Annotated in this window: 20 protein-coding genes; 16 read left to right on the top strand and 4 right to left on the bottom strand. The window is 74.6% G+C overall.

The annotated features are described in order from the left end of the window. Positions 1 to 10 precede the first annotated feature (10 nt). Both HCK00_RS21480 and HCK00_RS21475 read left to right on the top strand, forming a co-directional pair. Positions 11 to 871, top strand: a complete 861-nt coding sequence (locus tag HCK00_RS21480) for a thioesterase family protein (RefSeq protein WP_168103666.1) — start codon at positions 11 to 13, stop codon at positions 869 to 871. Between the two features lie 122 nt (positions 872 to 993). Next, the gene (locus tag HCK00_RS21475; RefSeq protein ID WP_168103665.1) at positions 994 to 2,163 is read left to right on the top strand and encodes a cysteine desulfurase family protein; all 1,170 of its coding nucleotides are present in this window, start codon (positions 994 to 996) and stop codon (positions 2,161 to 2,163) included. A gap of 168 nt (positions 2,164 to 2,331) precedes the next feature. On the opposite strand, the gene HCK00_RS21470 is transcribed toward HCK00_RS21475, so the two are convergent. Together HCK00_RS21470 and HCK00_RS21465 are read right to left on the bottom strand one after the other, a co-directional pair. Then, a complete protein-coding gene (locus HCK00_RS21470; protein ID WP_168103664.1) occupies positions 2,332 to 3,996 on the bottom strand; it encodes a cryptochrome/photolyase family protein in 1,665 nt (554 codons plus the stop codon). Positions 3,997 to 4,402: 406 nt separating this feature from the next. Further along, positions 4,403 to 5,149 (bottom strand): N-acetylmuramoyl-L-alanine amidase, encoded by a 747-nt coding sequence (locus tag HCK00_RS21465; protein WP_168103663.1) that lies wholly within the window; start codon positions 5,147 to 5,149, stop codon positions 4,403 to 4,405. A 355-nt stretch (positions 5,150 to 5,504) separates the two neighbouring features. Between HCK00_RS21465 and mnmA the strand changes: the two genes are divergently transcribed. The 3 genes from mnmA to HCK00_RS21450 all read left to right on the top strand — a co-directional run bounded on the left by mnmA (position 5,505) and on the right by HCK00_RS21450 (position 9,002). After that, positions 5,505 to 6,677: a tRNA 2-thiouridine(34) synthase MnmA gene (gene mnmA / locus HCK00_RS21460; RefSeq protein ID WP_168103662.1), complete on the top strand. Its 1,173-nt coding sequence runs from the start codon at positions 5,505 to 5,507 to the stop codon at positions 6,675 to 6,677. A 205-nt stretch (positions 6,678 to 6,882) separates the two neighbouring features. Next, on the top strand, positions 6,883 to 8,175 hold the full coding sequence (locus HCK00_RS21455) for an AAA family ATPase (RefSeq protein WP_168103661.1): 1,293 nt from the start codon (positions 6,883 to 6,885) through the stop codon (positions 8,173 to 8,175). Next, entirely contained in the window at positions 8,172 to 9,002 is an 831-nt protein-coding gene (locus tag HCK00_RS21450; RefSeq protein WP_168103660.1) for an RloB family protein, read from the top strand. Before HCK00_RS21455 ends, HCK00_RS21450 begins: the two co-directional genes overlap by 4 nt. 225 nt (positions 9,003 to 9,227) lie before the next feature. On the opposite strand, the gene HCK00_RS21445 is transcribed toward HCK00_RS21450, so the two are convergent. Further along, the gene (locus HCK00_RS21445; protein ID WP_168103659.1) at positions 9,228 to 9,557 is read right to left on the bottom strand and encodes a DUF427 domain-containing protein; all 330 of its coding nucleotides are present in this window, start codon (positions 9,555 to 9,557) and stop codon (positions 9,228 to 9,230) included. A gap of 381 nt (positions 9,558 to 9,938) precedes the next feature. Beyond that, a complete protein-coding gene (locus HCK00_RS21440) occupies positions 9,939 to 11,024 on the bottom strand; it encodes an alkene reductase (RefSeq protein ID WP_168103658.1) in 1,086 nt (361 codons plus the stop codon). Positions 11,025 to 11,356: 332 nt separating this feature from the next. Between HCK00_RS21440 and HCK00_RS21430 the strand changes: the two genes are divergently transcribed. From HCK00_RS21430 to HCK00_RS21380, 11 genes are all read left to right on the top strand, one after another. Continuing rightward, entirely contained in the window at positions 11,357 to 11,965 is a 609-nt protein-coding gene (locus HCK00_RS21430; RefSeq protein WP_168103657.1) for a TetR/AcrR family transcriptional regulator, read from the top strand. Between the two features lie 251 nt (positions 11,966 to 12,216). Further along, positions 12,217 to 12,906, top strand: coding sequence for an SDR family oxidoreductase (locus tag HCK00_RS21425; RefSeq protein ID WP_168103656.1), 690 nt, complete (start codon positions 12,217 to 12,219; stop codon positions 12,904 to 12,906). 343 nt (positions 12,907 to 13,249) lie between these two features. Continuing rightward, a complete protein-coding gene (locus HCK00_RS21420; protein WP_168103655.1) occupies positions 13,250 to 14,263 on the top strand; it encodes a methionine synthase in 1,014 nt (337 codons plus the stop codon). Positions 14,264 to 14,424: 161 nt separating this feature from the next. Beyond that, positions 14,425 to 16,662, top strand: a complete 2,238-nt coding sequence (ligA, locus tag HCK00_RS21415; RefSeq protein WP_168103654.1) for an NAD-dependent DNA ligase LigA — start codon at positions 14,425 to 14,427, stop codon at positions 16,660 to 16,662. A 252-nt stretch (positions 16,663 to 16,914) separates the two neighbouring features. Continuing rightward, positions 16,915 to 19,434 carry a putative bifunctional diguanylate cyclase/phosphodiesterase gene (locus HCK00_RS21410; protein ID WP_446459018.1) on the top strand — a complete coding sequence of 840 codons (2,520 nt, stop codon included), beginning with the start codon at positions 16,915 to 16,917 and terminating at the stop codon, positions 19,432 to 19,434. Between the two features lie 244 nt (positions 19,435 to 19,678). Then, positions 19,679 to 19,975 carry an Asp-tRNA(Asn)/Glu-tRNA(Gln) amidotransferase subunit GatC gene (gatC, locus tag HCK00_RS21405; RefSeq protein WP_168103653.1) on the top strand — a complete coding sequence of 99 codons (297 nt, stop codon included), beginning with the start codon at positions 19,679 to 19,681 and terminating at the stop codon, positions 19,973 to 19,975. Positions 19,976 to 19,978: 3 nt separating this feature from the next. Further along, a complete protein-coding gene (gene gatA / locus HCK00_RS21400) occupies positions 19,979 to 21,472 on the top strand; it encodes an Asp-tRNA(Asn)/Glu-tRNA(Gln) amidotransferase subunit GatA (RefSeq protein ID WP_168103652.1) in 1,494 nt (497 codons plus the stop codon). Continuing rightward, positions 21,469 to 21,708: a hypothetical protein gene (locus tag HCK00_RS21395; protein ID WP_168103651.1), complete on the top strand. Its 240-nt coding sequence runs from the start codon at positions 21,469 to 21,471 to the stop codon at positions 21,706 to 21,708. Before gatA ends, HCK00_RS21395 begins: the two co-directional genes overlap by 4 nt. An 11-nt stretch (positions 21,709 to 21,719) precedes the next feature. Beyond that, entirely contained in the window at positions 21,720 to 23,228 is a 1,509-nt protein-coding gene (gene gatB, locus HCK00_RS21390; protein WP_168103650.1) for an Asp-tRNA(Asn)/Glu-tRNA(Gln) amidotransferase subunit GatB, read from the top strand. A 532-nt stretch (positions 23,229 to 23,760) separates the two neighbouring features. Then, entirely contained in the window at positions 23,761 to 26,061 is a 2,301-nt protein-coding gene (locus HCK00_RS21385; protein ID WP_168103649.1) for an MMPL family transporter, read from the top strand. Between the two features lie 444 nt (positions 26,062 to 26,505). After that, on the top strand, positions 26,506 to 26,745 hold the full coding sequence (locus HCK00_RS21380) for a hypothetical protein (protein ID WP_168103648.1): 240 nt from the start codon (positions 26,506 to 26,508) through the stop codon (positions 26,743 to 26,745). The last annotated feature ends 7 nt before the right edge of the window (positions 26,746 to 26,752 follow it).

Below are 26,752 nucleotides of genomic sequence, written 5' to 3'. Positions count from 1 at the left end.
GTGGTGGACCATGGCACAGGGAACCATCGGGAACAGTGAGTTCGACCGGGACACCGCGGTGACCCCGCTCGGCCCCGGACTGCACGAGGCGGAGCTCTCGCCGGGCTGGACGATCCTCGGCGCCGTCAACGGCGGCTATCTCCTCGCCCTGGTGGGCCGTGCCCTGGCCGGTGTGCTGCCGCACCCCGACCCCGTCACCGTCACCGCCCACTACCTCACCGCCTCGCGCCCCGGCCCCGCCCGGATACGCAGCGAGGTGGTGCGCGCCGGCCGTACTCTCTCCACCGGTCAGGCGTCCCTGACGCAGCTGGACGAGGACGGCCGCGAGGTGGAGCGGCTCCGCGTGCTCGCCGGGTACGGGGACCTCGACGCGCTGCCGGACGACGTCCGCACCACCGCGAAGCCGCCGCCCCTGCCGCCGTACGAGGAGTGCCCCGGCAGCCGGAACGCCGGCGGCGGGGGCGCGGGTGGCGGGGTGGCCGCGCTGCTCGGGTCCACCGAGATCGCCGGCCGGCTCGACGTCCGCCTCGACCCGGCGACGGCCGGCTGGGCGCTCGGGACGCCGTCCGGCAACGGTGAGATGCGGGGCTGGTTCGCCCTCGCCGACGGCCGCGAGGCCGACCCGCTCGCCCTGCTGCTGGCGGTGGACGCGCTGCCGCCGACCGCTTTCGAGATCGGCCTGAGCGGCTGGGTGCCCACCGTGGAGCTGACCGCGCACGTCCGCTGCCGCCCGGCGCCCGGCCCGCTGCGGGTGGCCGTCACGACCCGGAACCTGGCGGGTGGCCTGCTGGAGGAGGACGCCGAGATCTGGGACAGCCGGGACCGGCTCGTCGCCCAGTCCCGGCAGCTCGCGCGGGCCCGGCTCGGCTGACCCGTCCGCCGTCCCCCGGCGCGGGGGGCGCGGCCGGGCGCGGGCGCGCGGTCCCGGGCGGGCCGGGGTGCGGGGACCGGGGCGCCCTTCCGCGTGCGCCCCCCTCGTAGAATCGTGCCACCATGGCCTACTTCGACCACGCCGCCACCACGCCCATGCTTCCGGAGGCGGTGGCGGCGATGACCGCCCACGCCGCCGTCACCGGCAACGCCTCCTCCCTGCACGCGGCCGGGCGGCGGGCCCGGCGCACCGTCGAGGAGGCCCGGGAGTCGCTCGCGGAAGCCCTCGGGGCACGGCCCAGCGAGGTGGTCTTCACCTCGGGCGGCACGGAGTCGGACAACCTCGCGGTGAAGGGCCTCTACTGGGCCCGGCGGGACGCCGACCCGCGCCGCACGCGGGTCCTCGCCAGCCCCGTCGAGCACCACGCCGTGCTGGACGCGGTGGAGTGGCTGGCGGAACACGAGGGCGCGCGCGTCGAGTACCTGCCGGTGGACGCGGTGGGCCGGGTGGCCCCCGAGGCGCTGCGCGCGGCGCTGGAGCGGGACCCGGACGACGTCGCACTGGCCACGGTCATGTGGGCCAACAACGAGATCGGCACCGTCATGCCGGTCCGTGAACTGACGGCGGTGGCGGCCGAGTTCGGGGTGCCGGTACACGCCGACGCCGTCCAGGCGTTCGGCCAGCTGGAGGTGGACTTCGCCGCCTCCGGGCTGAGCGCGCTCACCGTCTCCGGGCACAAGATCGGCGGCCCGTACGGGATCGGCGCCCTGCTGCTCGGCCGGGACCAGGCGCCCGTGCCGCTGCTCCACGGCGGTGGCCAGGAGCGCCAGGTGCGCTCCGGCACCCTCGACGTGCCGGCGGTGGCCGCCTTCGCCGTGGCCGGCCGGCACGCCGCCGGGCACCGGGAGCGTTTCGCCCGCGAGACCGGCGCCCTGCGGGACGCGCTGGTGGCCGCCGTCCGCGAGGCGGTTCCGGACGCGATCCTCGGCGGCGACCCCGATCCGGCCGGGCGCCTCCCGGCCAACGCCCACTTCTCGTTCCCCGGCTGCGAGGGCGACTCCCTGCTGCTGCTCCTCGACGCCCAGGGCATCGAGTGCTCCACGGGCTCCGCCTGCACCGCCGGCGTCGCCCAGCCCAGCCATGTGGTGCTGGCCACCGGCGCGAGCCCGGAGCAGGCCCGCGGCACGCTCCGCTTCTCCCTGGGCCACACCTCCACCGAGGCCGAGGTGACCGCGCTCGCCACAGCGATCGGGCCGGCGGTGGAACGCGCCCGGCGGGCGGGGCTGAGCTGAGCTGAGGCGAGCCGAGGGGGAGCCGAACCTGGCGGCCGTCCCCGCCGGGTACGCCGCCGGGGCCGCGGCAGCCATCCCGCGCGTGGCTGTGCGTACGGGGGACGGGGGAGGCGCCGGGGGACGGGTGCGGGGAGGCTTCCGCCCGGCGGAGAGCCGCGGCGGGACGGTTCAGGGCGGCCCGTCGCCCCGTGCCTCCTCCTTGCGCCGCAGTTCCGGCAGGTCGCGGAGGCGGTCCAGGCCGTTCACCGACCGGGCCATGCGGGGATGGTGCGCCAGCCGTTCGCGGTGGCGGTCGAGGAACGCCCAGTACCCGGCCGTGAAGGGGCAGGCGCGCTCGCCCGTCCGCCGGTCGGGCCGGTAGGCGCAGCCGCCGCAGAGGTCGCTCATCCGGTTGATGTACGCGCCGCCGCAGAGGTACGGCTTGGTGGTGAGGCGGCCCCCGTCGGCGTACTGGGACATGCCGACGACGTTCGGCAGCATCACCCAGTCGTAGCCGTCGGCGAAGCTCCGGTGGAACCAGTCGGTGACGGCGCGCGGGTGCCAGCCGTGGAGCAGCGCCCAGTTGCCGAGGATCATCAGCCGCGGGATGTGGTGCGTCCAGCCGCGGTCACGGACGCCGGCGAGGGCGGTGGACAGGCAGCGGGCGGTGACGGCACCGGCGTCGAGCTCGTCGAACCAGCGGGGCAGCGGCTCGCGGTGGCCGAGCGCGTTCGCCCGCCGGTAGCCGTCCCCGAACCACCAGTAGAGGTGCCACATGTACTCCCGCCAGCCGGCGATCTGGCGGACGAATCCCTCGGCCGAGTTCAGCGGGGCGCTCCCCGTCCGGTAGGCGTCCTCGGCCGCCGCCACGCACTCGGCCGGGTCCAGCAGCCCCAGGTTGAGCGCGGGGGAGAGCAGGCTGTGGCTCATGGCCCAGTCGCCGGCGAGCACCGCGTCCTCCCAGGGGCCGAAGCTCCCCAGCCGCTCACCCGTGAAGCGCCGCAGGGCGCGCCGCGCCTCGGCGCGGGTGGCCGGGAAGAGGCGGGGGCCGTCGCGGCCGGTGAAGGAGACGGCGCCCTCGGCCTCCCAGCGGTCGAGGTCGCGGCGGACCTCCTCGTCGATCGCGTCCTCCCGGGGCCGGTACGGCGGAGGGACGGGGAGGGCCTCCCCGCGGGGCGGGGGCTCGCGGTTCTCCCGGTCGAGGTTCCAGCGGCCCCCGGCGGGCTCGTCGCCGTCCATCAGCAGCCGGTGACGGCGGCGGACGGCGCGGTAGAAGTCCTCCATGCGGAGCCGGCCGCCGGCGCGCCCCCTGTCTCCGTCCGCGCCGGCGCGCTCCGTGGTCGGGGCGCCGGTGCGGGCGCTGCTGCCGTCGCCGTCCCGTTCGCCCGCCCAGGCGGCGAAGTCCTCGGCGGGGACGAGGAAGCCGCGCGCGGGCAGGACGGTGACCTGCTCCAGGGAGCGGACGAACCGCAGTGCGGCGTGCGAGGTCGGGTGGTGGACCGTGACCGGCGCGTCGCCCACGGCCCGGGCCAGGCCCTCACGGTAGGTCTCGGCCCGGACATAGCGGACACGGTCGCCGAGTTCGGCGGCGCGGTGCCGCATGGCGCTCAGGACGAGATGCGCCTTGGCCCGGTGGAAGCGGCGGCGGCGGAACACCGAGCGGGACTCGATCATGACGATCTCGGTGCCGGTGCCGGTGCCGGTGCCGGTGCCGGTGCCGGTGCCTGGGTCCGTGCCTGGGTCCGTGCCTGTGCCTGAGCCCGGGGCCGGGGCCGGGCCCGGGAGGAAGTGTGGGCCGAGCTGGTCGCCGAACAGCCAGTGGAAGCGGGGGGCGCTCCGCTGCGAGGTGCTCATCCGGGCATGGTGGCGGATTCCGGGCGGGGCGGGGGTGCGGGGCGCGCGTGGCGCGGCGGGGTGCCACCGCTTGGCGGGCTGGGGAGCGGGCGAGGGTTGGCGCTCGGGATCGGGCCGGGCGGGGGAGTGGGCTCGGGCGTGGGTGCGGTGCTTCGGGTCCGCCCGTCTGCCGGCGCCGGTGTGCCTGACGGTCCCGCCTGCCGGCGCCGGTGTCACGTGGTGCCCGTCGGGCCGCCGGGGGACGCGGGCCGACGGGCCCGGTCGGGTCAGGCTCCGCTCTCCGGCTCCTCCTCTGCGGCGCCTCGGGTCCGTCCGCGGGCCGGCGGCGGTGCGCCCGGCCCGTCCCGCGGGCCGGTGCCGGTGTGGCGTGGTACCCGTCCCGGCCCGGGGCCCGTCCCCGCCGGGCTCAGCCCTCCGCCTCGTCCCCGTCCTCGGGCTTACGGCTGGTGACGGGCACGTCGCGGACCATCCGCAGGTAGCGGTCCCAGTCCCAGTGCGGCCCGGGGTCGGTGTGGTCGGTGCCCGGTATCTCGACGTGGCCGACGATGTGTTCGCGGTCCCGGGGCAGGTCGTAGCGGTCGCATATCCCGGCGGTCAGCGCGGCCGACGCGCGGTAGGTGGCGTCGGTGATGGTGTCGGCCCGGTCCACGAACCCCTCGTGCTCGATGCCGACGCTCCGCTCGTTGTAGGAGCGGTTGCCCGCGTGGTAGGCCACGTCCAGCTCGCGCACCATCTGCGCCACGTGCCCGTCGGAGGTGCGGACCACGTAGTGCGTGGAGGCCCGGTGGCCGGGGTCCTGGAAGACCTTCACCGCCACCGCGTAGTCCCCCTGGATGACGTGGATCACCACCCGGTCGATCCGGAAGTCGTACGGGCGGTCGGCGCGCCGCCAGTTGGCGCCCGAGGCCGCGATCCACTCGGCTCCACGGTGGTCCACCTCGCCCTCCTTGCGGGGGCGGTCGATGCCGGGGACGCGGTACATCCAGCGGGGCCGTTCGGCGGCCAGGTAGCCGGCCGCGCCGAGCCCCACCGCTCCGCCGGTGAGGAGCAGGGCGCGCCGGGTGACGCCCCGGCGCGGCTGTTCCGCGGCCCGCCGGTCCGCGCGCCGCCGCGGCGGCGGCTCCTCGGCCCGGCGTGACTGCTGTGCTTCCATCCGCGTCCTCCGGGTCGGTCTGGGGTCGGTCCGGGGCCGGTCCGGGGTCGGTCCGGTGCGGGTCCGGCGCCCTGCCGGTGCCCCCGCCCCCGATCGGCCCGCGGACGGGCACCGGCGGCGCCGATGGCCCTGCGGTCCGGTGCCGCGCGCCCGCCCTGGTGTGCGCTTCTTCGATCCCCTGTTCGTTCAGGGATCAACGCACGGTCGGCGTCCGCGGTTCCGCGCGGACCTGTTCCCGGGCCCGTTTCCGGCGTGGTCTGCCCCGGTGGACGGCTTCCCTGCCCGGCGGGACGCCCGGCCGGGCAGCGGGCACGCGTTGGGCCCGGCCGCCGCGGGCCCGTACGCTGGTGGGGTTATGAACGATTTCCCCGGCGCACCCACCACCCCTCGCGAGGGCACCCGGCTGCGGGTCCTGGCCGCCATGTCCGGCGGGGTCGACTCCGCCGTCGCCGCGGCCCGTGCCGCCGAGGCCGGCCATGACGTCACCGGCGTCCACCTGGCGCTCTCCGCCAACCCGAAGTCCTTCCGTACCGGGGCCCGCGGCTGCTGCACCATCGAGGACAGCCACGACGCGCGCCGGGCCGCCGACGTCATCGGCATCCCGTTCTACGTCTGGGATCTCGCCGAACGCTTCCGCGAGGACGTGGTGGAGGACTTCGTCGCGGAGTACGCCGCCGGGCGCACCCCCAACCCCTGCCTGCGCTGCAACGAGAAGATCAAGTTCGCGGCGCTGCTGGACAAGGCGCTCGCCCTCGGCTTCGACGCGGTCTGCACCGGCCACTACGCCACGGTCGTGGAGCGCCCCGACGGCGGCCGTGAGCTGCACCGCGCCTCCGACGAGGCCAAGGACCAGAGCTACGTCCTCGGCGTTCTCGACGAGCGCCAGCTCGCCCACGCCATGTTCCCGCTCGGCGACACCCTGACCACGAAGGACGAGATCCGCGCCGAGGCCGGGCGCCGCGGCCTGGCGGTCGCGAAGAAGCCCGACAGCCACGACATCTGCTTCATCGCCGACGGCGACACCCAGGGCTTCCTCGCCAAGCGGCTCGGCACCGCCGAGGGCGACATCGTCGACGAGGACGGCAACCGCCTCGGCGGCCACCAGGGCGCCTACGGATACACCATCGGCCAGCGCAAGGGGCTGCGGCTGGGCGTCCCGGCACCGGACGGCAAGCCGCGCTACGTCCTGGACATCTCGCCGGTGAACAACACCGTCACCGTCGGCCCGCAGGAGGCGCTGGACGTCACCGGGCTGACGGCGATCCGCCCCCGCTGGTGCGGCGCCCCGCCCACCGGTCCGGCCGTGTACACGGCGCAGCTCCGCGCGCACGGCGGCGAGACCGAGGTGTGGGCCGAGCCCGCCGAGGGCGCGGACGGCGCGCCGGAACTCCGCGTCACCTTCACGGAGCCGGTCCGCGGCGTCGCCCCGGGCCAGGCGGTCGTCCTCTACGACGGCACCCGCGTCGTCGGCTCGGCGACGATCGCCACCACGGAACGCCGCCACGCGCCGGCGACCGCGGAGAGCTGAGAGCTGCTGGGGCCGAGCGTCACCGGTGGTGACAGTTCGTCGGCCTGCCACGCTGTGGCGGTCTGTGACGGTGCCTTCCGCTGTGCACGAGTGCAGCGTTTCTCTGGCGTGGGTAGGTGTGGCGTCATACGCTGTCTTGTGAGGGTTACCCGCATGGAAAAGCCTGGGGCGGGCATCGAGACATCGCCTCGTTGGGAGGTCGGCCGTGCTGCTCAGCTTCAGGGTGGCCAATCACCGCTCGATCCGCGCCGAGCAAGAGCTGTCGCTGGTGGCCACGGAGTTCAACGAGGGCACGGAGCGCGACACCGGAGTGCGGGTGGACGGCAGACCGGTCTCGGTCCTGCCCGTGGTGGGCATCTTCGGGGCGAATGCCTCGGGTAAGTCGAACACCCTCAGCGCCCTGCGCTCCATGCGTCGTGCCGTACGGGAGTCCTTCGCCGACTGGGGGAAGCACCCGGAGCGGGTCCCACGCGAACCCTTCGCGCTCGACCCCGAGGCGCGCGAGGAGACCAGCCTCTACGAGGTCGAACTGCTGCTCGGCCCACGCGGCAGGCGGGTGCGCTACACCTACGGTTTCGAGTTGTCGGACGAACGGGTCGAGGCGGAGTGGCTGCACGCCTATCCCTCCGGCCGCCGCCAGGTGTGGTTCGACCGTGAGGCCGGGCGGCCACCGGAGGAAGGCGGCGAGTTCAGATTTCCCGGTGCGGGCCTCAAGGGCCGCAAGGAGGAACTGGCCGAGAGCACCCGGCCGAACGCCCTGTTCCTCACCGTCGGAGCCACCCTCAACCAGCCCCAGCTGGCGGCCGTGCACCGGTGGTTCAACGACAACATCTGGCTGCTGACCCCGGGGGAGGACGTCTCCGCCCGCACCCGCTGGACCCGCGAACTCCTCACCGGGGCCGCCAAGAGCGACACGACGCTGCCGGAACGCATCGCGCGCATGCTGGCCGTCGCCGACTTGGGCATCACCGGCCTCACCACCGACCCCGAGACCGGCGAACTCCAGCTCCTGCACCGCGCGCCGGACGGCTCGGAGCAGCCCATGGACTTCGCGGACCAGGAATCCCTCGGCACCCACGCCTGGTTCGCCTTCCTCGGCCCGCTGCTGCACTTTCTGGACCGGGGCGGCGTCATGCTCGTCGATGAACTCGACTCCAGCCTCCACCCGCTGCTGGCGGCCGAGGTGATCCGCCTTTTCCAGGACCGCGAGGCCAACCCGCACGACGCCCAGCTCGTCTTCACCACACACGACGCGACCTTGCTCGGCCCGTCCGTGGTCGAACGCCCCCTGGACCGCGACCAGGTCTGGATCACGCACAAGAGCGCCACCGGAGAGAGCGAGTTGTACCCGCTCACCGCCGCACGCAAGGCCCGTAAGGACGACAACCTGGAACGCCGCTACCTCCACGGCCACTACGGTGGCATTCCCCGGCTGACCGCCGGGGAGATCGCGAGGGAAGCGGTCCGGTTCGCGGAGGAGCTGAAGGCGACAGCGTGAGCAAGGGGGACAAGGCACAGGACAGGCGCGGCGGACGCCGCCGGGATCGCGGCGGGGTACCCGACAGGCTGCGCCGTGCGCCCGCCTCGTACGGTGACAGGTCGAACCGCGTGGTCTACGTGGCCTGCGAAGGCTCCAAGACCGAGCCGGACTACGTCAGCCTGCTGAACAAGACCTACGGCCGGGACAAGAACTTCTGGCTGAAGTACTGCTACCCCGGGCACACCAATGGCCTGGACCCCGTGGAAACCGTCGAGCAGGTGCTCATGGAGGCCGGTCCGGGGGATGAGAAGTGGGCGCTTTTCGACCGCGACGCCGACGACAACCGCGACCGGAAGATTCCCGACGCCATGCGCCTGGCCGCGGACGAAGGTGTCCAGGCGGCGCTGTCGCATCCCTCGTTCGAGCTGTGGCTGCTGCTCCACTTCCAGCACTGGACCGGCCAGGAGCACGGCCACGACGAGAAGGTGAAGGACAGGCTGCGCCGGCACAAGGACGCCAAGGGCTTCAAGGACTACGACAAGGCGTCCGGCGACCGGGGCAAGGGCCTCAACGACGAGCGGGGGAAGGCTCTCCTCGGCCGCGAGGCCGCCGCGGTCCGGAACGCCAGGAAACTCGTGAAGGCATGCCCCAGCGGCCGCTGCTCCGCGGACCGTATCGAGAAGATCGCGCCGCTCCCGGCCGACGGCACGGAGAAGTACGCCGAGTGGACGGCGCGCACCGGGCACGCCCCCGGATGCGACCCGCTCAAGCGCGATCCGTCCACCGACGTCTGGCGGCTCCTCGTCGGCCTCGGCCTCGGAACGGAGGAGGACGGCGGCCGGTAGGGAGCCGCGAACGGACAGTTTCCGTCCGGCGCCCCGTCCGGACCAGGCTGCCGGGGTTCTCCCGCCCCCGCGCGCCCGCACCTCGTACCTGACCAGTCGGCTCCGGCTGCACATCCGGGCCCGGATCACCTCCGGCCGTGCCGGTATGAGCGGTTCAGCGCACGACTGGAGGAAATCGTCCCAGGCGAACGGCCCGCTCCGCGCACGTGGGTGACGGGCGGAACCTCAGCCGGGGACGACCTCCGTCTCGTAGAAGCAGAAGTGGTCCTTGATCTCGGCCACGTCGGGCTTCGGGGTGGGGTAGGCCCACACCAGGTCGGGAGCGTCCGGGCGGGACCAGTACGCGGCGTCGCCCTTGAAGGGGCAGTGGGTGGTGGTCGCGGACGGCGTGAGGAGGTCGGTGCGGACGTCCTCCGGCGGGAGGTAGTAGCGGGGCGGGCAGCCCGTCTCGCGCAGGATCAGCGGGTGGCGGCTCTCGGCGAGCACCTCTCCGGCGTGTGTGACGCGTACGTGCGCCGTGCCCTGTTCGACGGTGATGCGGTGTCCTGCGGTCATGGGGGACTCCTGCGTGTCGGAACTGCGGGAACTGTGGGAATTGCGGGGCCTGCGGGAGCTGCGGCTTTGGGGCGGGGCCCGGAGGCAGGTGCCGCCGGGGGCCGTCGCCCGCTTCTCCTCCATGGACAGCAAGCCGGCCGCGTCCCTTCTTCCCCGCAGGCCGGGCGGCCTCTTCCCCGCGGGCCGGGCGACCAACCCGCGGGCCGGGCCGCCACCCGGGGGCCGGTGCGGGTGGCCCGGCCGCTCAGGTCCCGGCGGCCGGTCGCCGCTCGTCCGGCCCCTCGCCGCGGATCTCCGCACGCGGCGAGGGGCCGGAGCTCCGGGACGTACGAGGGCCCTGCACGCGTCCGGCATGCTGTGGGCCCGTCGCTCGTTCCTCGCTCAGCCGGCGGTGAAGGCGGGGTAGTCGGTGTAGCCCTCGGCGTGACCGGCGTAGTAGGTGTCCCGGTCGCCGTCGACGAGCGGGTGTCCCTGCGCGAAGCGCTCGACCAGGTCGGGGTTGGCGATGAAGGGGGCGCCGAAGGAGACCGCGTCGACGATGCGGTGGTCGAGGATCTCGTTGCCGAGGGCCTGGGTGAAGCCGAGGTTGGCGACGATGTTGCCCTGGTGGTGGGCGCGGTAGCGGGAGAAGAGGGCGATGCGCTCCTCGATGGTGCCGGGGGTGCCCAGGAGGTGCAGATAGGCCAGGTCGCTGTCGTTGAGCTTCTTGAGCAGCTGGTCGTAGCCGGCGAGTGTCTCCTCGTCGGCGGTGAACGCGGTTCCGCTGGTCCAGCAGGGGGACATCTTCACGCCGACGCGGTCGCTGCCCCACACGTCACCGACGGCGTCGAGGATGTCGAGGAGGAAGCGGGCCCGCTTCTCGCCGCTGCCTCCGTAGGCGTCGGTGCGCCGGTTGAGACGGGGGTTGAGGAACTGCGGGATCAAGTGCTGACCCTGGGCATGGATTTCCACCCCGTCGAAACCGGCGCGGCGGGCGTTCTCGGCCGCGTGACGGTAGTCGCCGATCGTGCCGGCGATCTCAGCGGCGGTGTACGCGCGCGGGGTGAGGGTGTCCTTCGGGCCGGAGGGGGTGAAGGACTTCTCGCCGGGGTTGACGGCCGAGGGGCCCGCGGGCAGGCGGCCGCCGAGGTGGTCGGGGTGGGAGGCCGCCCCGACATGGCCGAGCTGGGAGACGATCCGTCCGCCCGCCTCGTGGACGGCCTCGGTGACCTTCGCCCAGCCGGCGGTCTGTGCGTCGGTGTAGATGCCGGGGACGTCGATGAAGCCGATCGCGTCGGGGCTGACCCAGGTTCCCTCGGTGACGATCAGTCCGGCGCCGGCGCGCTGTGCGTAGTAGGTCGCGTGCAGGCCGGTCGGGGCCAGCTCGGCGTTGTGAGCGCGGGCGCGGGTCATGGGGGCCATGACGACGCTGTTGGGGAGCTCCAGCGCGCCGAGGCGGACGGGGTGCAGCAGGGGCTGGGTGGTCATGGGCGACTTCCTTGTGCCGAGGGGGGGGGGATGGGGAGGCGGGCGAGGGAGGGGCGAGGCGCAGTCCTGTTGGAGGGCGGAGGCGGGCCGCCGAACTGCATGAGGCGTCCGCCCTCGCGCAGGGAGCCGAGGCTGACGGGGGCGAAGCCGAAGGCGGCGGTGAGGTCTTTGACCGTCGCCTTGGCGTCGCCCTCGTCACCCGCGAGGAACAGCACCTGGCGGCCGGCCTGGTGGTGCGGGCCGCTTATTGATGATGGGCATCATTGGAATGCCCGCTATGATGAGAGTCATCATCGAAAAGGTCAAGCCGAGAGCGACGCGAGAGGACGGCGATGCCGCGCATCACCCAGGAGGACAAGGCCCGCAATCGGCGGAACATCCTCGAAGCGGCGGGCCGCATGTTCCGCTCGCAGGGGATCGACGCGGTCGGCATCGCCGAGCTGATGAAGGAAGCCGGACTCACCCACGGCGGCTTCTACAACCACTTCGCCTCCAAGAACGACCTGGTCGTGGAGGTGTACGGAGCCTCCTTCGCCGCCTCGCTCGGAAGCCTGGCGCGGACGGTCGAGGACGGTTCCGGTCAGGGCGGCGCTCCGCTGAAGCGGGTCCTGGACGGGTACCTCTCCACGGCGCACCGCGACGCCCCGGACGGCGGCTGCCCCTCCGCCTCCCTGGTCACCGACGCCGGGCGGCACAGCGTGGCCGTGCAGAGCGCGTACGCCGAAGGGGTCGAGGGGTATCTCCGCGGCTTCGCCGCCGAGTTCCTGCGCGAAGCCGAGGAGAAGGGTGACGCACTCGACCCGGATGAGGCCCGGAGCAGGGCGATCCGCCTGCTCAGCGAAATGGTCGGCGCGCTGATGCTCGCCCGGGCCGTACGCCACGTCGAACCCGGGCTCTCCGACGAGATCCTGCGGACCGGCCGCGGCCGGGCCCTCGACTGACGCGACGTGGCCTGACGTCTGCCCGCCGGGATCGGCCGGCTCCGCCGATGCCCCGGAGGTGGCCGCGACGTTCGACGTGACTGCCGGAAACGGTCCACGGCATCCGGGGTGGTGCCCGTGTTCGAGGATCATGACCACACCGGCGGAGCGCCCGGTCCCTCGGCGGGTGGTCGGCCTCTGGTCGGATGGACGTGCCCTCGGCCGAGGGCGGTTCAATCCCTTGCAACCACTCCATCGACAGGGAAGCAGGTATGAGCGCACTTCTGATCACCGGGGCCGGGTCGGGCATCGGCGCGGCCGTGGCGCGCCGGCTGGACGAGCGGGGCGACGAGCTGTGGCTGCTGGCCCGCGACGCCGGGCGCGCCCGGGAGCTGGAGCGGGAGTTCCCCGGAGCGCGGACGGTCGTCGGGGACCTCGCCGCTTCCGAGAAGCTGTCCTGGGCGTTCAGCCACCAGGAGCTGCCCGGGCGGCTCGACGGGCTGATCCACTCCGCGGGCGTGGTCGACCTCGGCACCGTGGGGGAGCTGACCCCGCAGATGTGGAACCGGCAGCTCGCCGCGAACCTCGTCGCGCCGGCCGAGGTCACCCGGCTGCTCCTGCCGCAGCTCCGCGCGTCCCGCGGGCACGTCGTCTTCGTCAACTCCGGCTCGGGGCTGCGCGCCAATCCGAACTGGGCGGCGTACGCGGCGAGCAAGCACGGGCTGAAGGCGCTGGCCGACGCGCTCCGCGCGGAGGAGGCCGCGCACGGGGTGCGGGTCACCTCGGTCCACCCGGGTCGCACCGCCACGCCCATGCAGGAGAAGGTGCACCGCCAGGAGGGCAAGGAGTACGAGGAGGGCCGGTGGATCCGCCCCGAGTCGGTGGCCACGACGGTGCTCACGGCGCTCGACCTGCCCGGGGACGCGGAGGTCACCGACCTGTCGGTGCGGCCGGGTCCCTGAGCCCGGGGGCCCCTGGGCCGGGTCCCTGAGCCCGGGGGCCCCTGGGCCGGGTCCCTGAGCCCGGGGTTCACGGTCCCGGGCCCCGGCCTTCGCTCGCGGGCCCCGGGACCGCCGCTCGCGGGCGCCGTCACCCGGCCACCGCCCCGGGACGCGGAGGTCGCACCGGCCCGTCCTTCCGGCCCGGGTCCCGGCCCCGTCCCGCGGTGGCCACCGCGCCATCCCGGCTCCGCGCAGACCGCTCTCCGCTCCACCGGGAGCGTGGCCTCCGTGGCCGGGCGCCCGGGGCCCGGCCCTCACCACCTCCCGGTCCGCCCCCTCGCGCGCCGTCTCGTACGCTGCACCGGTGAGTGAGAAGAGCAGGTTCATCTGGGGCCCGGCCGCCGCGACCGGGGTGGGGTCGATGCCGGGGCAGGACGCGCGGGAGGCGGCGAAGACCGTCACCGGCTCGCTGGAGTCGTTCCCCTTCCTTCCCGAGCTGCCCGCCCGCGGGCCGGGCGCCGACATGCTGGGCCGCACCATCGGGCTGCTGGCCGAGCTGTACGCGCACGTCGAGCCCAGTGGCTGGCGGCTCGCGGACCGGCCCGGCCGGGACACCCGGCGCGCCCGCTCCTGGATGCGCGAGGACCTCGACGCGCTGGAGGAGTTCACGCAAGGGTTCGAGGGCCCGCTGAAGGTGCAGGCCGTCGGCCCGTGGACGCTCGCCGCCGGGCTGGAGCTGCGGGGCGGGGAGGCGGTGCTGAGCGACGCCGGGGCCTGCCGTGACCTGGCCGCCTCGCTCGCCGAGGGGCTGCGCGGCCACCTCGCGGACGTGCGGCGCCGGGTGCCCGGCGCGCGGCTCGTCCTCCAGCTGGACGAGCCGTCGCTCCCCGCGGTGCTGCACGGCCGGGTCTCCTCCGCCAGCGGCTACCGCACCCACCGGGCCGTGGACCGCGGTGTCGCCGAGGGCGCCCTGCGCGAGGTGCTCGGGGCGGCCGGGGACGCGCCGGGGGTGGTGCACTGCTGCGCCCCGGAGGTGCCGTTCCGGCTGCTCCGCCGCGCGGGCGCGGCGGGGGTCTCCTTCGACGCCGCGCTGCTCACCGAGCGTGACGACGAACCGGTCGGGGAGGCGGTGGAGGGCGGAACGGCCCTGTTCGCCGGGATCGTGGCGGGCACCGACGGCCCGTTGTCGGACCCAGGCCGTAGTGTCATGGGGGTACGGACGCTCTGGCGCAGGCTGGGGCTGGCGCCGGGGGCTCTCGCCGAGTCCGTGGTGATCACCCCGGCCTGCGGTCTCGCGGGCGCCTCACCGGCCTACTCCCGGGCCGCCCTCGCGCACTGCGTGCGGGCGGCCCGGTCCCTCGCGGACCACCCGGAGTGACGGAGCGGCGCGGCTGAACGGCCGGGCGCCGCCCTCCGGCCGGGCCACCGCGGTGGCCCGGCGCGCGGACGGGTGCGGGGGTCGCGGGGCGGCCGTGGGGCGGCCGGGCAGGGTCGAGAACGGCCGGGGACGGCCGAGACGGTCGAACGGGAGGACACACGGTGGCCGGTGAAGAGCAGCGGACCGAGCGGGCAGCCGCGGAGACGGGAACGGCGGCGCCCCCGGAGGCCCGGGAGCGCCACCGGCAGCTCGCCGAAGAGGTGGAGGAGCACCGCTTCCGGTACTACGTGAAGGACGCCCCGGTCGTCAGCGACGCCGAGTTCGACCGGCTGCTGCGCTCCCTGGAGGAGCTGGAGGAGGAGTATCCGGAGCTGCGCACCCCGGACTCGCCCACGCAGAAGGTCGCCGGGGCCTACGAGACCGAGTTCACCGAGGTCGCCCACCGGGAGCGGATGCTCAGCCTGGACAACGCCTTCGACGACGAGGAGCTGTCCTCCTGGGGCGAGCGCATCGGCCGGGAGCTCGACGGCATCGAGCACCACTTCCTCTGCGAGCTGAAGATCGACGGCCTGGCGGTGAACCTCACCTATGAGCGGGGCCGGCTGGTCCGGGCCGCCACCCGCGGCGACGGCCGCACCGGTGAGGACATCACGCCCAACATCCGCACCATCGCCGACGTCCCGGAGCGGCTCCACGGTGCCGGGGACGGCGAGAGCGGCGAGGACGGCGGCTTTCCCGAGCTGCTGGAGATCCGCGGCGAGGTCTTCTTCCCCATGGAACGGTTCACGGAGCTCAACGCCCGTCTGGTGGAGGCCGGCAAGCCGCCGTTCGCCAACCCGCGGAACGCCGCCGCCGGCTCGCTCCGCCAGAAGGACCCGAAGGTCACCGCGAGCCGCCCGCTCCACCTCGTGGTGCACGGCATCGGCGCCGCCGAGGGTTTCCGCGCCACCCGGCTCTCCGAGGCGTACGACAAGCTCAGCGCCTGGGGCCTGCCCACCACCCCGTACGCCCGGGTCGTACCGGACCTCGCCGGGGTGCGGGAGTTCATCGCCTACTACGGCGAGCACCGGCACTCCGTGGAGCACGAGATCGACGGCGTCGTCGTCAAGCTCGACGAGGTGCCGCTCCAGGGCCGGCTGGGCTCCACCTCGCGCGCGCCCCGCTGGGCCATCGCCTGGAAGTACGCGCCCGAGGAGGTGAACACCAAGCTGCTGGACATCCGGGTGGGCGTCGGCCGCACCGGCCGGGTCACCCCCTACGCCGTGGTGGAGCCGGTCACCGTGGCCGGCTCCGAGGTCGAGTTCGCCACCCTGCACAACCAGGACGTCGTCAAGGCCAAGGGCGTGCTCATCGGGGACACGGTCGTGCTGCGCAAGGCCGGGGACGTCATCCCGGAGATCCTCGGCCCGGTGACGGACCTGCGGGACGGCGGCGAGCGGGCGTTCGTCATGCCCGGACACTGCCCCGACTGCGACACCCCGCTGCGCCCCATGAAGGAAGGTGACATCGACCTGCGCTGCCCCAACGCCCGCGGCTGCCCGGCGCAGCTGCGGGAGCGGGTCTTCTACCTGGCGGGCCGCCGCGCGCTGGACATCGAGCACTTCGGCTACGTCGTCGCCACCGCCCTCACCCAGCCGCTGGCGCCGGCCGAGCCGCCGCTGCGCGACGAGGGGGATCTCTTCGACCTCACGGTCGAGCGGCTGCTGCCCATCACCTCCCATGTCCTCGACCCGGACACGGGGCTGCCCAAGCGGGACGCGAAGACGGGCGAGCCCAAGGTGGTGACCCTCTTCGCCAACCAGAAGGGCGAGCCGCGGAAGAACACCCTGGCCATGCTGGAGAAGATCGCCGCGGCGAAGACCCGGCCGCTGGCCCGGATCATCACGGGGCTGTCGATCCGTCATGTGGGGCCCGTCGCCGCGGAGGCGCTGGCGCGGGAATTCCGCTCGCTGGACCGGATCGCGGCGGCGGACGAGGAGGAGCTGGCGGCCGTGGAGGGGGTCGGGCCGACCATCGCGGCCTCCGTCAAGCAGTGGTTCGCGGAGGACTGGCACCGGGGGATCGTCGAGAAGTGGCGGGCCGCGGGTGTGCGGCTGGAGGAGGAATCCGGCCATGGTGAGGGCCCCCGCCCCCTGGAGGGCCTCACCGTCGTGGTGACCGGAACGCTGGCCTCGCACACCAGAGATGGCGCGAAAGAAGCGCTCCAGAGCAGAGGCGCCAAGGTCACCGGGTCCGTCTCCCGCAAGACGGACTTCGTCGTGGTGGGCGACAACCCCGGCTCCAAGCACGACAAGGCCGTCCAGCTCAAGGTTCCCGTGCTGGACGAGGCCGGGTTCGCCGTTCTCCTCGAACAAGGACCCGACGCGGCGCGCGATGTCGCGCAGGTGTCCGCCGAATAGCCCGCGTATGACACCCGTTCGGCGCATACCAGAAGGACCGCTCCGTCTGGTGTGCATTCGGGCAACCCCTGCGGATCGCTGCCCGTCCGGCGGCCGGGCATCCTACTGTTGAGGGTGTGTGCCCGCCGTGCGCGGCCGCGCGGTGGACTCGCAGGGGACACCACCCCGACCGAGCCGTCGGGTGCCCGGCCACGCTCCACTCCGCACCGGCCCCGCACGGGGACGGGCACCGCCGGCTGTGAGAGGACGGGAATGAAACCGACCGACAGCGCCGACGCGGCGTCAGGGCTACGCCGGGCCGGCGAGCCCGCGCTGCTGCCGACGGCCGTGGTGGCCGTGGCCGCCTGCGCGCTGGCCGCCGGTGTGGTCCGCGTGCTGCTGAGCGGGAGGGCGCTGTTCCCCACGGGCGCCGAGGGATGGAGCCTGGCCGTCCTCACCGGGGTCATCGTGGGTCATCTCGTCGCCCTCGGCCGCGGCCGCTGGTGGGGCGGCACGGGCTCCGGCGCCGCGCTCACCCTCGCCGTGCTGCTGCTCTACGGCTGGGTGCCGGCCGTGCTGGTCAGCCTCGCGGTGATCGTCCTGGTCAGCGCCGCGCGCCACCAGCGCTGGAGACAGGGGCTGCTCCACGGCTCCGTGGACATCGTCGGCATCGGGGCGGCCGCACTGGTGCTGGCCGGCTGGGGCGTCCGCCCGTCGGTCGAACAGCCCTGGTCGCCCGCCGAGTGGGATCTCCTCGTCCTGCCCGAGCTGCTGCTCGCGGCCGTCGCCTACCTGCTGGTGACCCGCGTCCTGCTCTGGCAGTGCCTGGCCCCGCGCGGCGGCGGGCTGCCCAGCGTCGCCCGCACGGCGCTGATGCGCCAGGCGCTCGTCGCCGTGGCCCTGCTCGGCATCGCGCCCCTCATCTGCGTGGTCGCCGTCGAGATGCCCGTGCTGCTGCCGCTGTTCGCCGTCCCCCTGATCGCCCTCGACTCCACCTTGTGGATCGCCCGCGCCCGGGCCGAGGAGCAGCTCCGCGACCCGCTGACGGGGCTGCCCAACCGTCAGTGGCTGCTGGAGCGCACCTGGTCCGCACTGGACGACGCCGAACGGATCGGGGCCCGCGCCGCGCTCGTCCTGATCGACCTCGACCGTTTCCGGTCCGTCAATGACACCCTCGGTCACCTCGCGGGCGACCGGCTGCTGCTCCAGATCGCGGAGCGGCTGCGGGTCGCCCTGCCGCCCGGGGCGGAGGCCGCGCGCCTCGGCGGGGACGAGTTCGCGGTGCTGCTCCCCGTCGCCGACTCCATCACGAGCGCCCAGCGCACGGCGCGCCAGCTCGTCGGCCGGCTCGGCTCGCCGCTCGACCTCGACGGGCTGACGCTCGTCCTGGAGGCCAGCGCCGGAGTGGCCGTCTTCCCCGACCACGCCCTGGACGCCGAGGACCTGCTGCGCCGCGCCGACGTGGCGATGTACCAGGCCAAACGCGACCGCAGCGGCTGCGAGGTCTACGAGGCAAAACGTGACGGCAACACCCCCGACCGGCTGGGGCTGCTCGGCGACCTCCGCCGCGCCCTCGACGCGGGGGACGTGGAACTGCACTACCAGCCGAAGGTCGGTTTCGACGGCCGGGTGCGGGGCCTGGAGGCCCTGGTCCGCTGGGTCCACCCGGAACGCGGCCGGGTCAGCCCGGACGAGTTCATCGCCATCGCCGAGTCCTCCGGGCTGATGCCCCATCTGACGGAGTACGTGCTGGAGACGGCGCTCCGGCAGGTCGCCGCCTGGCGCGAGAAGGGCCTCATGGTCCCCGTGGCCGTCAACGTCTCGCCGCGCGACGTCCACACGCCCGGGTTCGCCGGATCGGTGGCCGCCCGGCTCGCGCGCCACGGCGTGCCGCCCTCCGCGCTCCAGCTGGAGATCACCGAGCATGTCCTGCTGGAGGACCCGCAGCGCGCCGCGGACACCCTCGCCGGGCTGACCGGGCACGGCGTCAAGATGTCCCTGGACGACTTCGGCACCGGCTACTCCTCGCTGGTGCACCTGCGGCGGCTGCCGGTGAGCGAACTCAAGATCGACCGTTCCTTCGTGGCCCGGCTCGCCGTCGACGCCGAGGACGCCGAGATCGTCCGCTGCACCGTCGACCTCGCCCACTCCCTCGGGCTGCTGGTGGTCGCGGAGGGCGTGGAGGACGACGAGACCTGGGAGCGGCTGCGCGCCCTCGGCTGCGACGCCGTGCAGGGCTGGCTGGTCGCCGCCGCCATGCCGCCCGACGAGACCACGGCCTGGCTGCGGCTGCGGGGGGAGAGCGGCTGGCGCCGCGAGCCGGCGGCGCGGACCGCGCCCGCCCGCCCCGAACTGCCGGTCCGCCCCGACCCGGCGACCCGGGCGGAGCCCCCGCGGGCCGAACCGCCACGGGCGGAGCCGCCCCGCGTGGAGCCTCCTCGACTGGAACCGCCCCGCCCGGAGCCCTCTCGACTGGAACCGCCCCGCCCGGAGCCCTCTCGCCTGGAGCCGCCCCGCCCGGAGCCCTCTCGCCTGGAGCCACCCCGCCTGGAGCCGCCCCGGCCCGAGCCCTCCCGTCCCGAGGCCCCCCGCGCCGAGCCGCCCCGCGCCCCCGACGCCGGGCGTGGCGAACCGCCCCGCCCGGAGCCCGCCCGGCCCGAACTGGCCGCCGCCTCCGCCCCGACCCCGGAGCGCACCGACCGCCCCCGCCCCGCCCCGGGCCCCGGCCGGCCGCCGGGCCGCCGCCCCGCGTCCGAGGGCGCCGACCGGCCTTCGGGACAGCGCGTCACCTGAACCGCGCCCGTCCCTGAACCGCGCCGTCCCCGGGCCGCGCACGTCACGGCGTCGCCGCTGCCGGGCGGCGGCGGGAGGTCCTTCGGGCCCCGCGTCCTCCGGCCGGCGCCCGCGTCCCCGCGCCCTCCGGGCGAGCGGCGGACCGCTCCGCCGCCCCCGCCGGGTACGGGGGTTTCGCCGCCGGACCTCCCGCCGCCATAGGATTGGCCGGATCACCCACACATCAACCCCTGAGGATCGCCGAATGCCTGGCATCACGCGCGAGGAGGTCGCCCACCTCGCCCGGCTGTCACGTCTTGAGCTGAAGGACGAAGAGCTCGACCACTTCGCCGGACAGCTCGACGTGATCATCGGCGCGGTAGCCCGCGTCTCCGATGTGGCCGACGAGGACGTACCGCCGACCTCGCACCCCCTGCCGCTGACCAACGTCATGCGCGCCGACGAGGTCCGTCCGTCGCTCACCCCCGAGCAGGCGCTCTCCGGAGCCCCGGCGCGGGAGCAGCAGCGTTTCAAGGTGCCGCAGATCCTGGGGGAGGACTGAGCGATGACCGACCCCATCCGGCTGACCGCGGCGGAGACCGCGGCGGCCATCGCTTCCGGAACCTTCACCGCCGTCGAGGTCACCGAGGCCCATCTGGCCCGCATCGAGGCCGTGGACGGGAAGGTGGGCGCCTTCCTCCACGTGGACCGCGAGGGCGCGCTGGCACAGGCCCGCGCCGTCGACGAGCGCCGTGAGCGCGGCGAGGCGCTCGGCCCGCTGGCCGGCGTCCCGCTGGCGCTCAAGGACATCTTCACCACCGAGGGGGTCCCCACCACCTGCGGGTCGAAGATCCTCGAAGGCTGGCTGCCGCCCTACGACGCCACACTGACCAAGCGGCTGCGGGACGCGGGCGTCGTCGTCCTCGGCAAGACCAACATGGACGAGTTCGCCATGGGCTCCTCCACCGAGAACAGCGCCTACGGGCCCACGGCCAACCCCTGGGACCTCACCCGGATCCCCGGCGGCTCCGGCGGCGGCTCCTCCGCGGCGCTCGCCGCGTACGAGGCGCCGCTGGCCATCGGCACCGACACCGGCGGCTCCATCCGCCAGCCCGCGGCGATGACCGGCACCGTCGGCGTCAAGCCGACCTACGGCGCCGTCTCCCGCTACGGCATGGTGGCGTTCTCCTCCTCCCTCGACCAGGGCGGGCCCTGCGCCCGTACGGTCCTGGACGCGGCGCTGCTGCACGAGGCGATCGCCGGGCACGACCCGCTGGACTCCACCTCCATCGACCGCCCGGTGCCGCCGGTGGTCGAGGCGGCCCGCGACGGGGACGTCCGGGGCATGCGGATCGGCGTCGTCCGGGAGTTCGCCGGCGAGGGCTACCAGGCCGGGGTCATGCAGCGGTTCGGCGAGGCCGTCGACCTGCTGCGGGAGCTGGGCGCCGAGGTCACCGAGGTGTCCTGCCCGTCCTTCGACAAGGCGCTGGCCGCGTACTACCTCATCGCGCCCTCCGAGGCCTCCTCCAACCTGGCCCGCTTCGACGCCATGCGGTACGGCCTGCGCGTCGGCGACGACGCCACCCGGTCCGCCGAGGAGGTCACGGCCCTGACCCGCGAGGCGGGCTTCGGCGCCGAGGTGAAGCGGCGCATCATGCTGGGCACCTACGCGCTCAGCTCCGGCTACTACGACGCCTACTACGGCTCCGCGCAGAAGGTCCGGACCCTGATCACCCGGGACTTCGAGCGCGCCTTCGCCGAGGTCGACGTGCTCGTCTCGCCGACCTCGCCGACCACGGCGTTCCCGCTCGGCGAGCGGACGGACGACCCGCTGGCGATGTATCTCGCCGATCTGTGCACCATCCCGGCGAACCTGGCAGGCAACGCGGCCATGTCCCTGCCCTGCGGCCTGGCGCCGGAGGACGGGCTCCCGGTGGGCCTTCAGGTCATCGCGCCCGCGCTGGCCGACGACCGGCTCTACCGGGTCGGCGCCGCCGTCGAGGCCGCGCTCACCGACCGCTGGGGACACCCGCTGCTTGAGGAGGCACCCGCACTATGAGCTCGTTCGCCAAGGCCAAGGGCTTCAGGAAGTCCAGGTTCGGCACCTACCTGTCCATCGGCACGACGCTCTTCGGCGTCGTGAGCATCTGGAAGCAGGTGCGCACCGCCCGCAGCGAGAACGACGCGCTGATGCTGGCCGACGCGGTGGCCTCCGGCGCCGCCGTCGCCACCGGCGTGGCGGTCCTCGTCCGTGAGCTGCGCCGGGCCGACTCCGACGACATCCTGCTGGGCTGAGGGGAGAGTCCGTGACCGTCACCGACCTGGTGTCGTACGAGGACGCCCTGGCGTCCTTCGACCCCGTCATGGGCCTGGAGGTCCATGTCGAACTCGGCACCGCCACCAAGATGTTCTGCGGGTGCTCCACCGCGCCGGGCGCCGAGCCCAACGCGCACACCTGCCCCGTCTGCCTCGGCATGCCCGGCTCGCTGCCCGTCGTCAACGCGACGGCGGTCGAGTCGGCCGTGCGGATCGGCCTTGCCCTCGGCTGCGACATCGCCTCCTGGTGCCGCTTCGCCCGGAAGAACTACTTCTATCCGGACATGCCGAAGAACTATCAGATCTCCCAGTACGACGAGCCGATCGCCTTCGACGGCCACCTGGACGTCGAACTGGAGGACGGCGAGGTCTTCCGTGTCGGCATCGAGCGCGCCCACATGGAGGAGGACACCGGCAAGTCCACCCACATCGGCGGCGCCACCGGCCGGATCCACGGTGCCGTGCACTCGCTGCTCGACTACAACCGCGCCGGCATCCCGCTGATCGAGATCGTCACCAAGCCGATCGAGGGCGCGGGCGCGCGGGCCCCCGAGGTCGCCCGCGCGTACGTCGCCGAACTGCGTGAGCTGATCCGGTCCCTCGGCGTCTCCGAGGCCCGGATGGAGATGGGCCAGCTCCGCTGTGACGTCAACCTGTCGCTGCGCCCGCACGGCCGGGAGACGTTCGGCACCCGCTCGGAGACGAAGAACGTCAACTCGCTGCGGAGCGTGGAGCGGGCCACCCGCTTCGAGATCCAGCGCCACGCGGCGGTGCTCTCCTCCGGCGGCACGATCGTCCAGGAGACCCGCCACTTCCACGAGGAGGACGGCTCCACGACCTCGGGCCGGATCAAGGAGGAGGCGGAGGACTACCGCTACTTCCCCGAGCCGGACCTGGTGCCCGTCGCCCCGGAGGGGGCGTGGGTGGAGGAGCTGCGCGCCGCGCTGCCGGAGCTGCCGCGGCTGCGGCGGCAGCGGCTCAAGGCCGAGTGGGGCCTGAGCGACCACGAGATGCGCTCGGTGCTGAACGCCGGGGCCATCCAGCCGATCCTGGACACCATCGCGGCGGGCGCCCCCGCCGACCAGGCCCGCAAGTGGTGGATGGGGGAGCTGGCGCGCCGCGCCAACGAGTCCGGCACCGAGCCGGCCGCCCTGCCGATCACCCCGGCGCAGGTGGCCCGGATCACCGCGCTCGTCGCCGACGGCTCCCTCAACGACAAGCTGGCGCGCCAGGTCATCGAGGGCGTGCTGGCCGGTGAGGGCGAGCCGGACGCGGTGGTGGAGCAGCGCGGGTTGAAGATCGTCTCGGACGAGGGCGCGCTCGGCGCGGCCGTGGACGAGGCCATCGCGGCCAACCCGGCGATCGCCGACAAGGTGCGCGGGGGCAAGGTCGCCGCGGCCGGCGCGCTGGTCGGCGCCGTCATGAAGACCACCCGGGGCCAGGCGGACGCGGGCCGGGCCCGGGAGCTCATCCTGGAGCGGCTCGCTCCGCAGGGCTGAGGTTCGGGCCCGGAGCTCCCGGCGGGGCTGAGGTTCCTGAGCGGAGCTCCCCGCGGGGTCGAGGCTCCGCTCCCGGGCTCGCCCGGGGCTCTCCGCGGGGCCGGGGGCGGCGGGCCGTACGGCCAGGCCTGCCGTCCCCCGGCCCCCGGCCGGCGGGCCGGGCGGGCACCGCCCGTGCCCGTCCGTCCGGGCCGTCCGGGCAGTCCGGACCGGCCGGCCCGCACGCCGTCCGGCGGGGGCCGGGACCGGGTGGATATGGGCCCGACCGCACCGCTCACCGGGGCGGTCCTCCCGACGGGGAGGGCCGCCCCCGCGGCGTTCCCGGGCCCGGGCTACGCGGGCGTTCCCGGCCGGCCCCCGCGGCGATTCGGGCCGGGTCGCGTGCCGTCGTGGCCAGGGCCGGCAGGGCTGTGAGTTCCCGCACAGCGGCCCCGTTGATCTCCCCGCCCGGGTAAAAGTGGAATTCGTACTTCCGGCGCACCGCGGGGCACACTGCCTCCACCCGTGCCCCCCGTCCCAGGGAGTCCTGTCCATGGCCGCTCTGGCCCGCTGGTGTATCCGCCGCCGCCTGATCGTCGTCCTCCTGTGGTTGCTGGCCCTCGGCGGGACGGCCCTCGCCTCCTCCCTGGCCGGCGCCGACCCCTCGGACGACTACCGGATACCCGGCACCGAGTCCGGCCGGGCACAGGCCCTGCTGGAGAAGAACTTCCCCGGTCAGGACGGGGACCGCGCCACGATCGTCTGGCACACCGACGACTCCACCGTGACCGCCGGGGCGGTGCGCGAGCGGATGACCGGAGCCCTGGACGAGATCGCCGGGCTCCCCGGCGTCTCCTCCGTCACCAGCCCCTACGGCGCCCAGGACACCGGCCGGATCAGCACCGACGGCCGGACCGCCTACGCCACCGTCGTCTTCGACGCCGACCCCGGCGAGGGCGCCGCGCAGACCGAGCGGCTGGTGGAGACCGCCACCGCCGCCCGGACCGGAACCCTCGACGTGGCGGTGGGCGGCAACGCCGTCGACCAGCCCACCCAGAACCTGAACCACACGGCGGAGATCGTCGGCCTCGCCGTCGCCGCCGTGGTGCTCTTCCTCGCCTTCGGCTCGCTCGCCGCCACCGCCCTCCCGCTGGCCACCGCGCTGGCCGGGGTGGGCACCGGGTACTTCACCCTCGGCCTGCTCGGGAACCTGTTCACGGTGGCCGACTTCGCGCCGGTGCTGGCCGTGCTCGTCGGCCTCGGGGTGGGGATCGACTACGCGCTGTTCATCGTCACCCGGCACCGCCGCGGTCTCCGCGAGGGCCTGAGCGTCTCCGAGGCCGCCGAGCGGGCGGTGGCCACCTCCGGCCGCGCGGTCGTCTTCGCGGGCGGCACGGTCTTCATCGCCCTGCTCGGGATGCTCGTGCTGCGGGTGGACTTCCTCAACGGGGTGGCCGTCGCCGCCTCCACGACCGTGCTGCTCTCCGTCGCCGCCTCCATCACCCTGCTGCCCGCCCTGCTGAAGGTCATCGGCCTGCGGGCGCTGAGCCGCCGCGACCGCCGCCGGCTGGCCGAGCACGGTCCCGAGCCGGAGCGGCCCACCGGATTCTCCGCGCGCTGGTCCGGCTTCGTGGAGCGGTGGCCGAAGCTGCTCGGTCTCGTCGCCGTGGCCGTGATGGCGGCCCTCGCGCTGCCCACCCTCGGCCTCCACCTCGGCACCTCCGACCAGGGCAACCATCCCGCCGGCTCCACCACGCGGCAGGCCTACGACCTGATGGCCGACGGCTTCGGCCCCGGCAGCAACGGGCCGCTGACCCTCGTCTCGGAGATCGGCTCCCCCGCGGACCGGGCCGCCTTCGAGGCGCTGCCCGGCACCCTGCGCGCCACCGACGGCGTCGCCGCGGTCACGGCACCCACCACCGACGCCGACGGCGACACCGGCATCGTCACCGTCGTGCCGGAGACCTCACCGCAGTCCGTCGACACCTCCGACCTCGTCGAGCGGCTGCGGACCGACGTCCTGCCGGCCGCCCAGGAGGGCAGCGGGCTCCGTACCCACGTGGGCGGTCCCACCGCCGCCTTCGACGACATCGCCCGCGTCATCACGGACAAGCTGCCGCTCTTCGTGGGCACCGTGATCGCCTCGGGAAGCCTGCTGCTCCTGCTGGCCTTCCGCTCCATCGGGATACCGGTGAAGGCCGCCCTGATGAACGTCATGGCCGTCACCTCCTCGCTGGGCATCGTCACCGCGATCTTCCAGTGGGGGTGGGGGAGCGAGGCCATGGGGCTGGGACGGGGCGGGCCGATCGAGCCCTTCCTGCCCGTGATCATGGTCTCGGTGCTCTTCGGGCTCTCCATGGACTACCAGGTCTTCCTGGTCAGCCGGATGTACGAGGAGTGGCTGCGGACCCGCGACAACCGGCGCTCGGTGCGGGTCGGCCTCACCGAGACCAGCCGGGTCATCAACTCCGCAGCGGTGATCATGATCGCCGTCTTCGGCGCCTTCGTCCTCACCGGCGACCGGATCATCGCGATGTTCGGCCTCGGGCTGGCGGCGGCCGTCGCCCTGGACGCCTTCGTCCTGCGGACGCTGCTCGTGCCGGCGCTGATGCATCTGCTCGGCAACGTCAACTGGTGGCTGCCGAAGTGGCTCGACCGGCTGCTTCCCCGGCTGAGCATCGAGGCCCCGGACGTGGCCGGGGGCCCGGAGGGGCCGGAAGGACCCGAGGGACGGCGGGAGGACGAGCGGGACGGCCAGGGCGGGCCGGGTGGGCCGGGTGGGCCCGGCGGGCCCTCGTCCGCGCTCCCCGGTCCGCGGCACGCCGACGGGGCCACCGTGCCGCTGCCGGGCTGAGACGGGGCGGGACGGGGGCGCGGCGGGGCGGGTCCGGCGGGTCCTGGGGAGCGGAAGCGCCGGCCGGGGGTGCCAGGAGCGGGTGAGCGGCCTCTCGGGGCCGGCGCCGTGGCCGCGGTCGCGGCGCGGCGGCTGACGTGCGGGAACGAGGGCGGCGGGGGAGCGGGACGGGACGCTTGCGGGCCGACGGAACCGACGGGGTCGAGGGAGCCGGCGGGGTGACGGCGCCGATCCGGGGCCCGCGTCCTTCCGTCCTGAGGCTCACCGGGGCCGGGTCTGAGGACCGCTCCCGGCGGGCCTGAGGCCGGCGCGTCCGGTCCTGAGCCCTGGGCCGCCGGTCCTGAGGCTGCCGGAGGGGTGAAGATCGGTCACCGTCCCGATGCGGGACCAGGCCCCGGAGGGCGAGGGTGGAGCCACCGACCCTCTCGAATCCGGAGGCCCGTCATGTTCGACTACGAGCTGCACCTCTTCCGCCAGGCCGAACTCCGCCGGGAGGCCGCGGAACAGCGCAGGGCCCGGGAGGCCGTCCGGGCCGCCGAGGCCGCTCGCGGGAGTGAGGCCGGCCCCGGGGACCCGGGGAGCGGCGGCGCCCGCCGTTCCCGCCGGGGTGGCGGCCGTCCGGGCGGGCGGCGGACGCGTGGGGCCGGACCACCGCGGGCACCCGGCCGCACCGCCCGCGCCTGACCGTCCC

Source organism: Streptomyces zingiberis, assembly GCF_012034935.1.
Lineage (GTDB): Bacteria > Actinomycetota > Actinomycetes > Streptomycetales > Streptomycetaceae > Streptomyces > Streptomyces zingiberis.
This window is presented reverse-complemented; position numbering and strand designations above follow the sequence as displayed.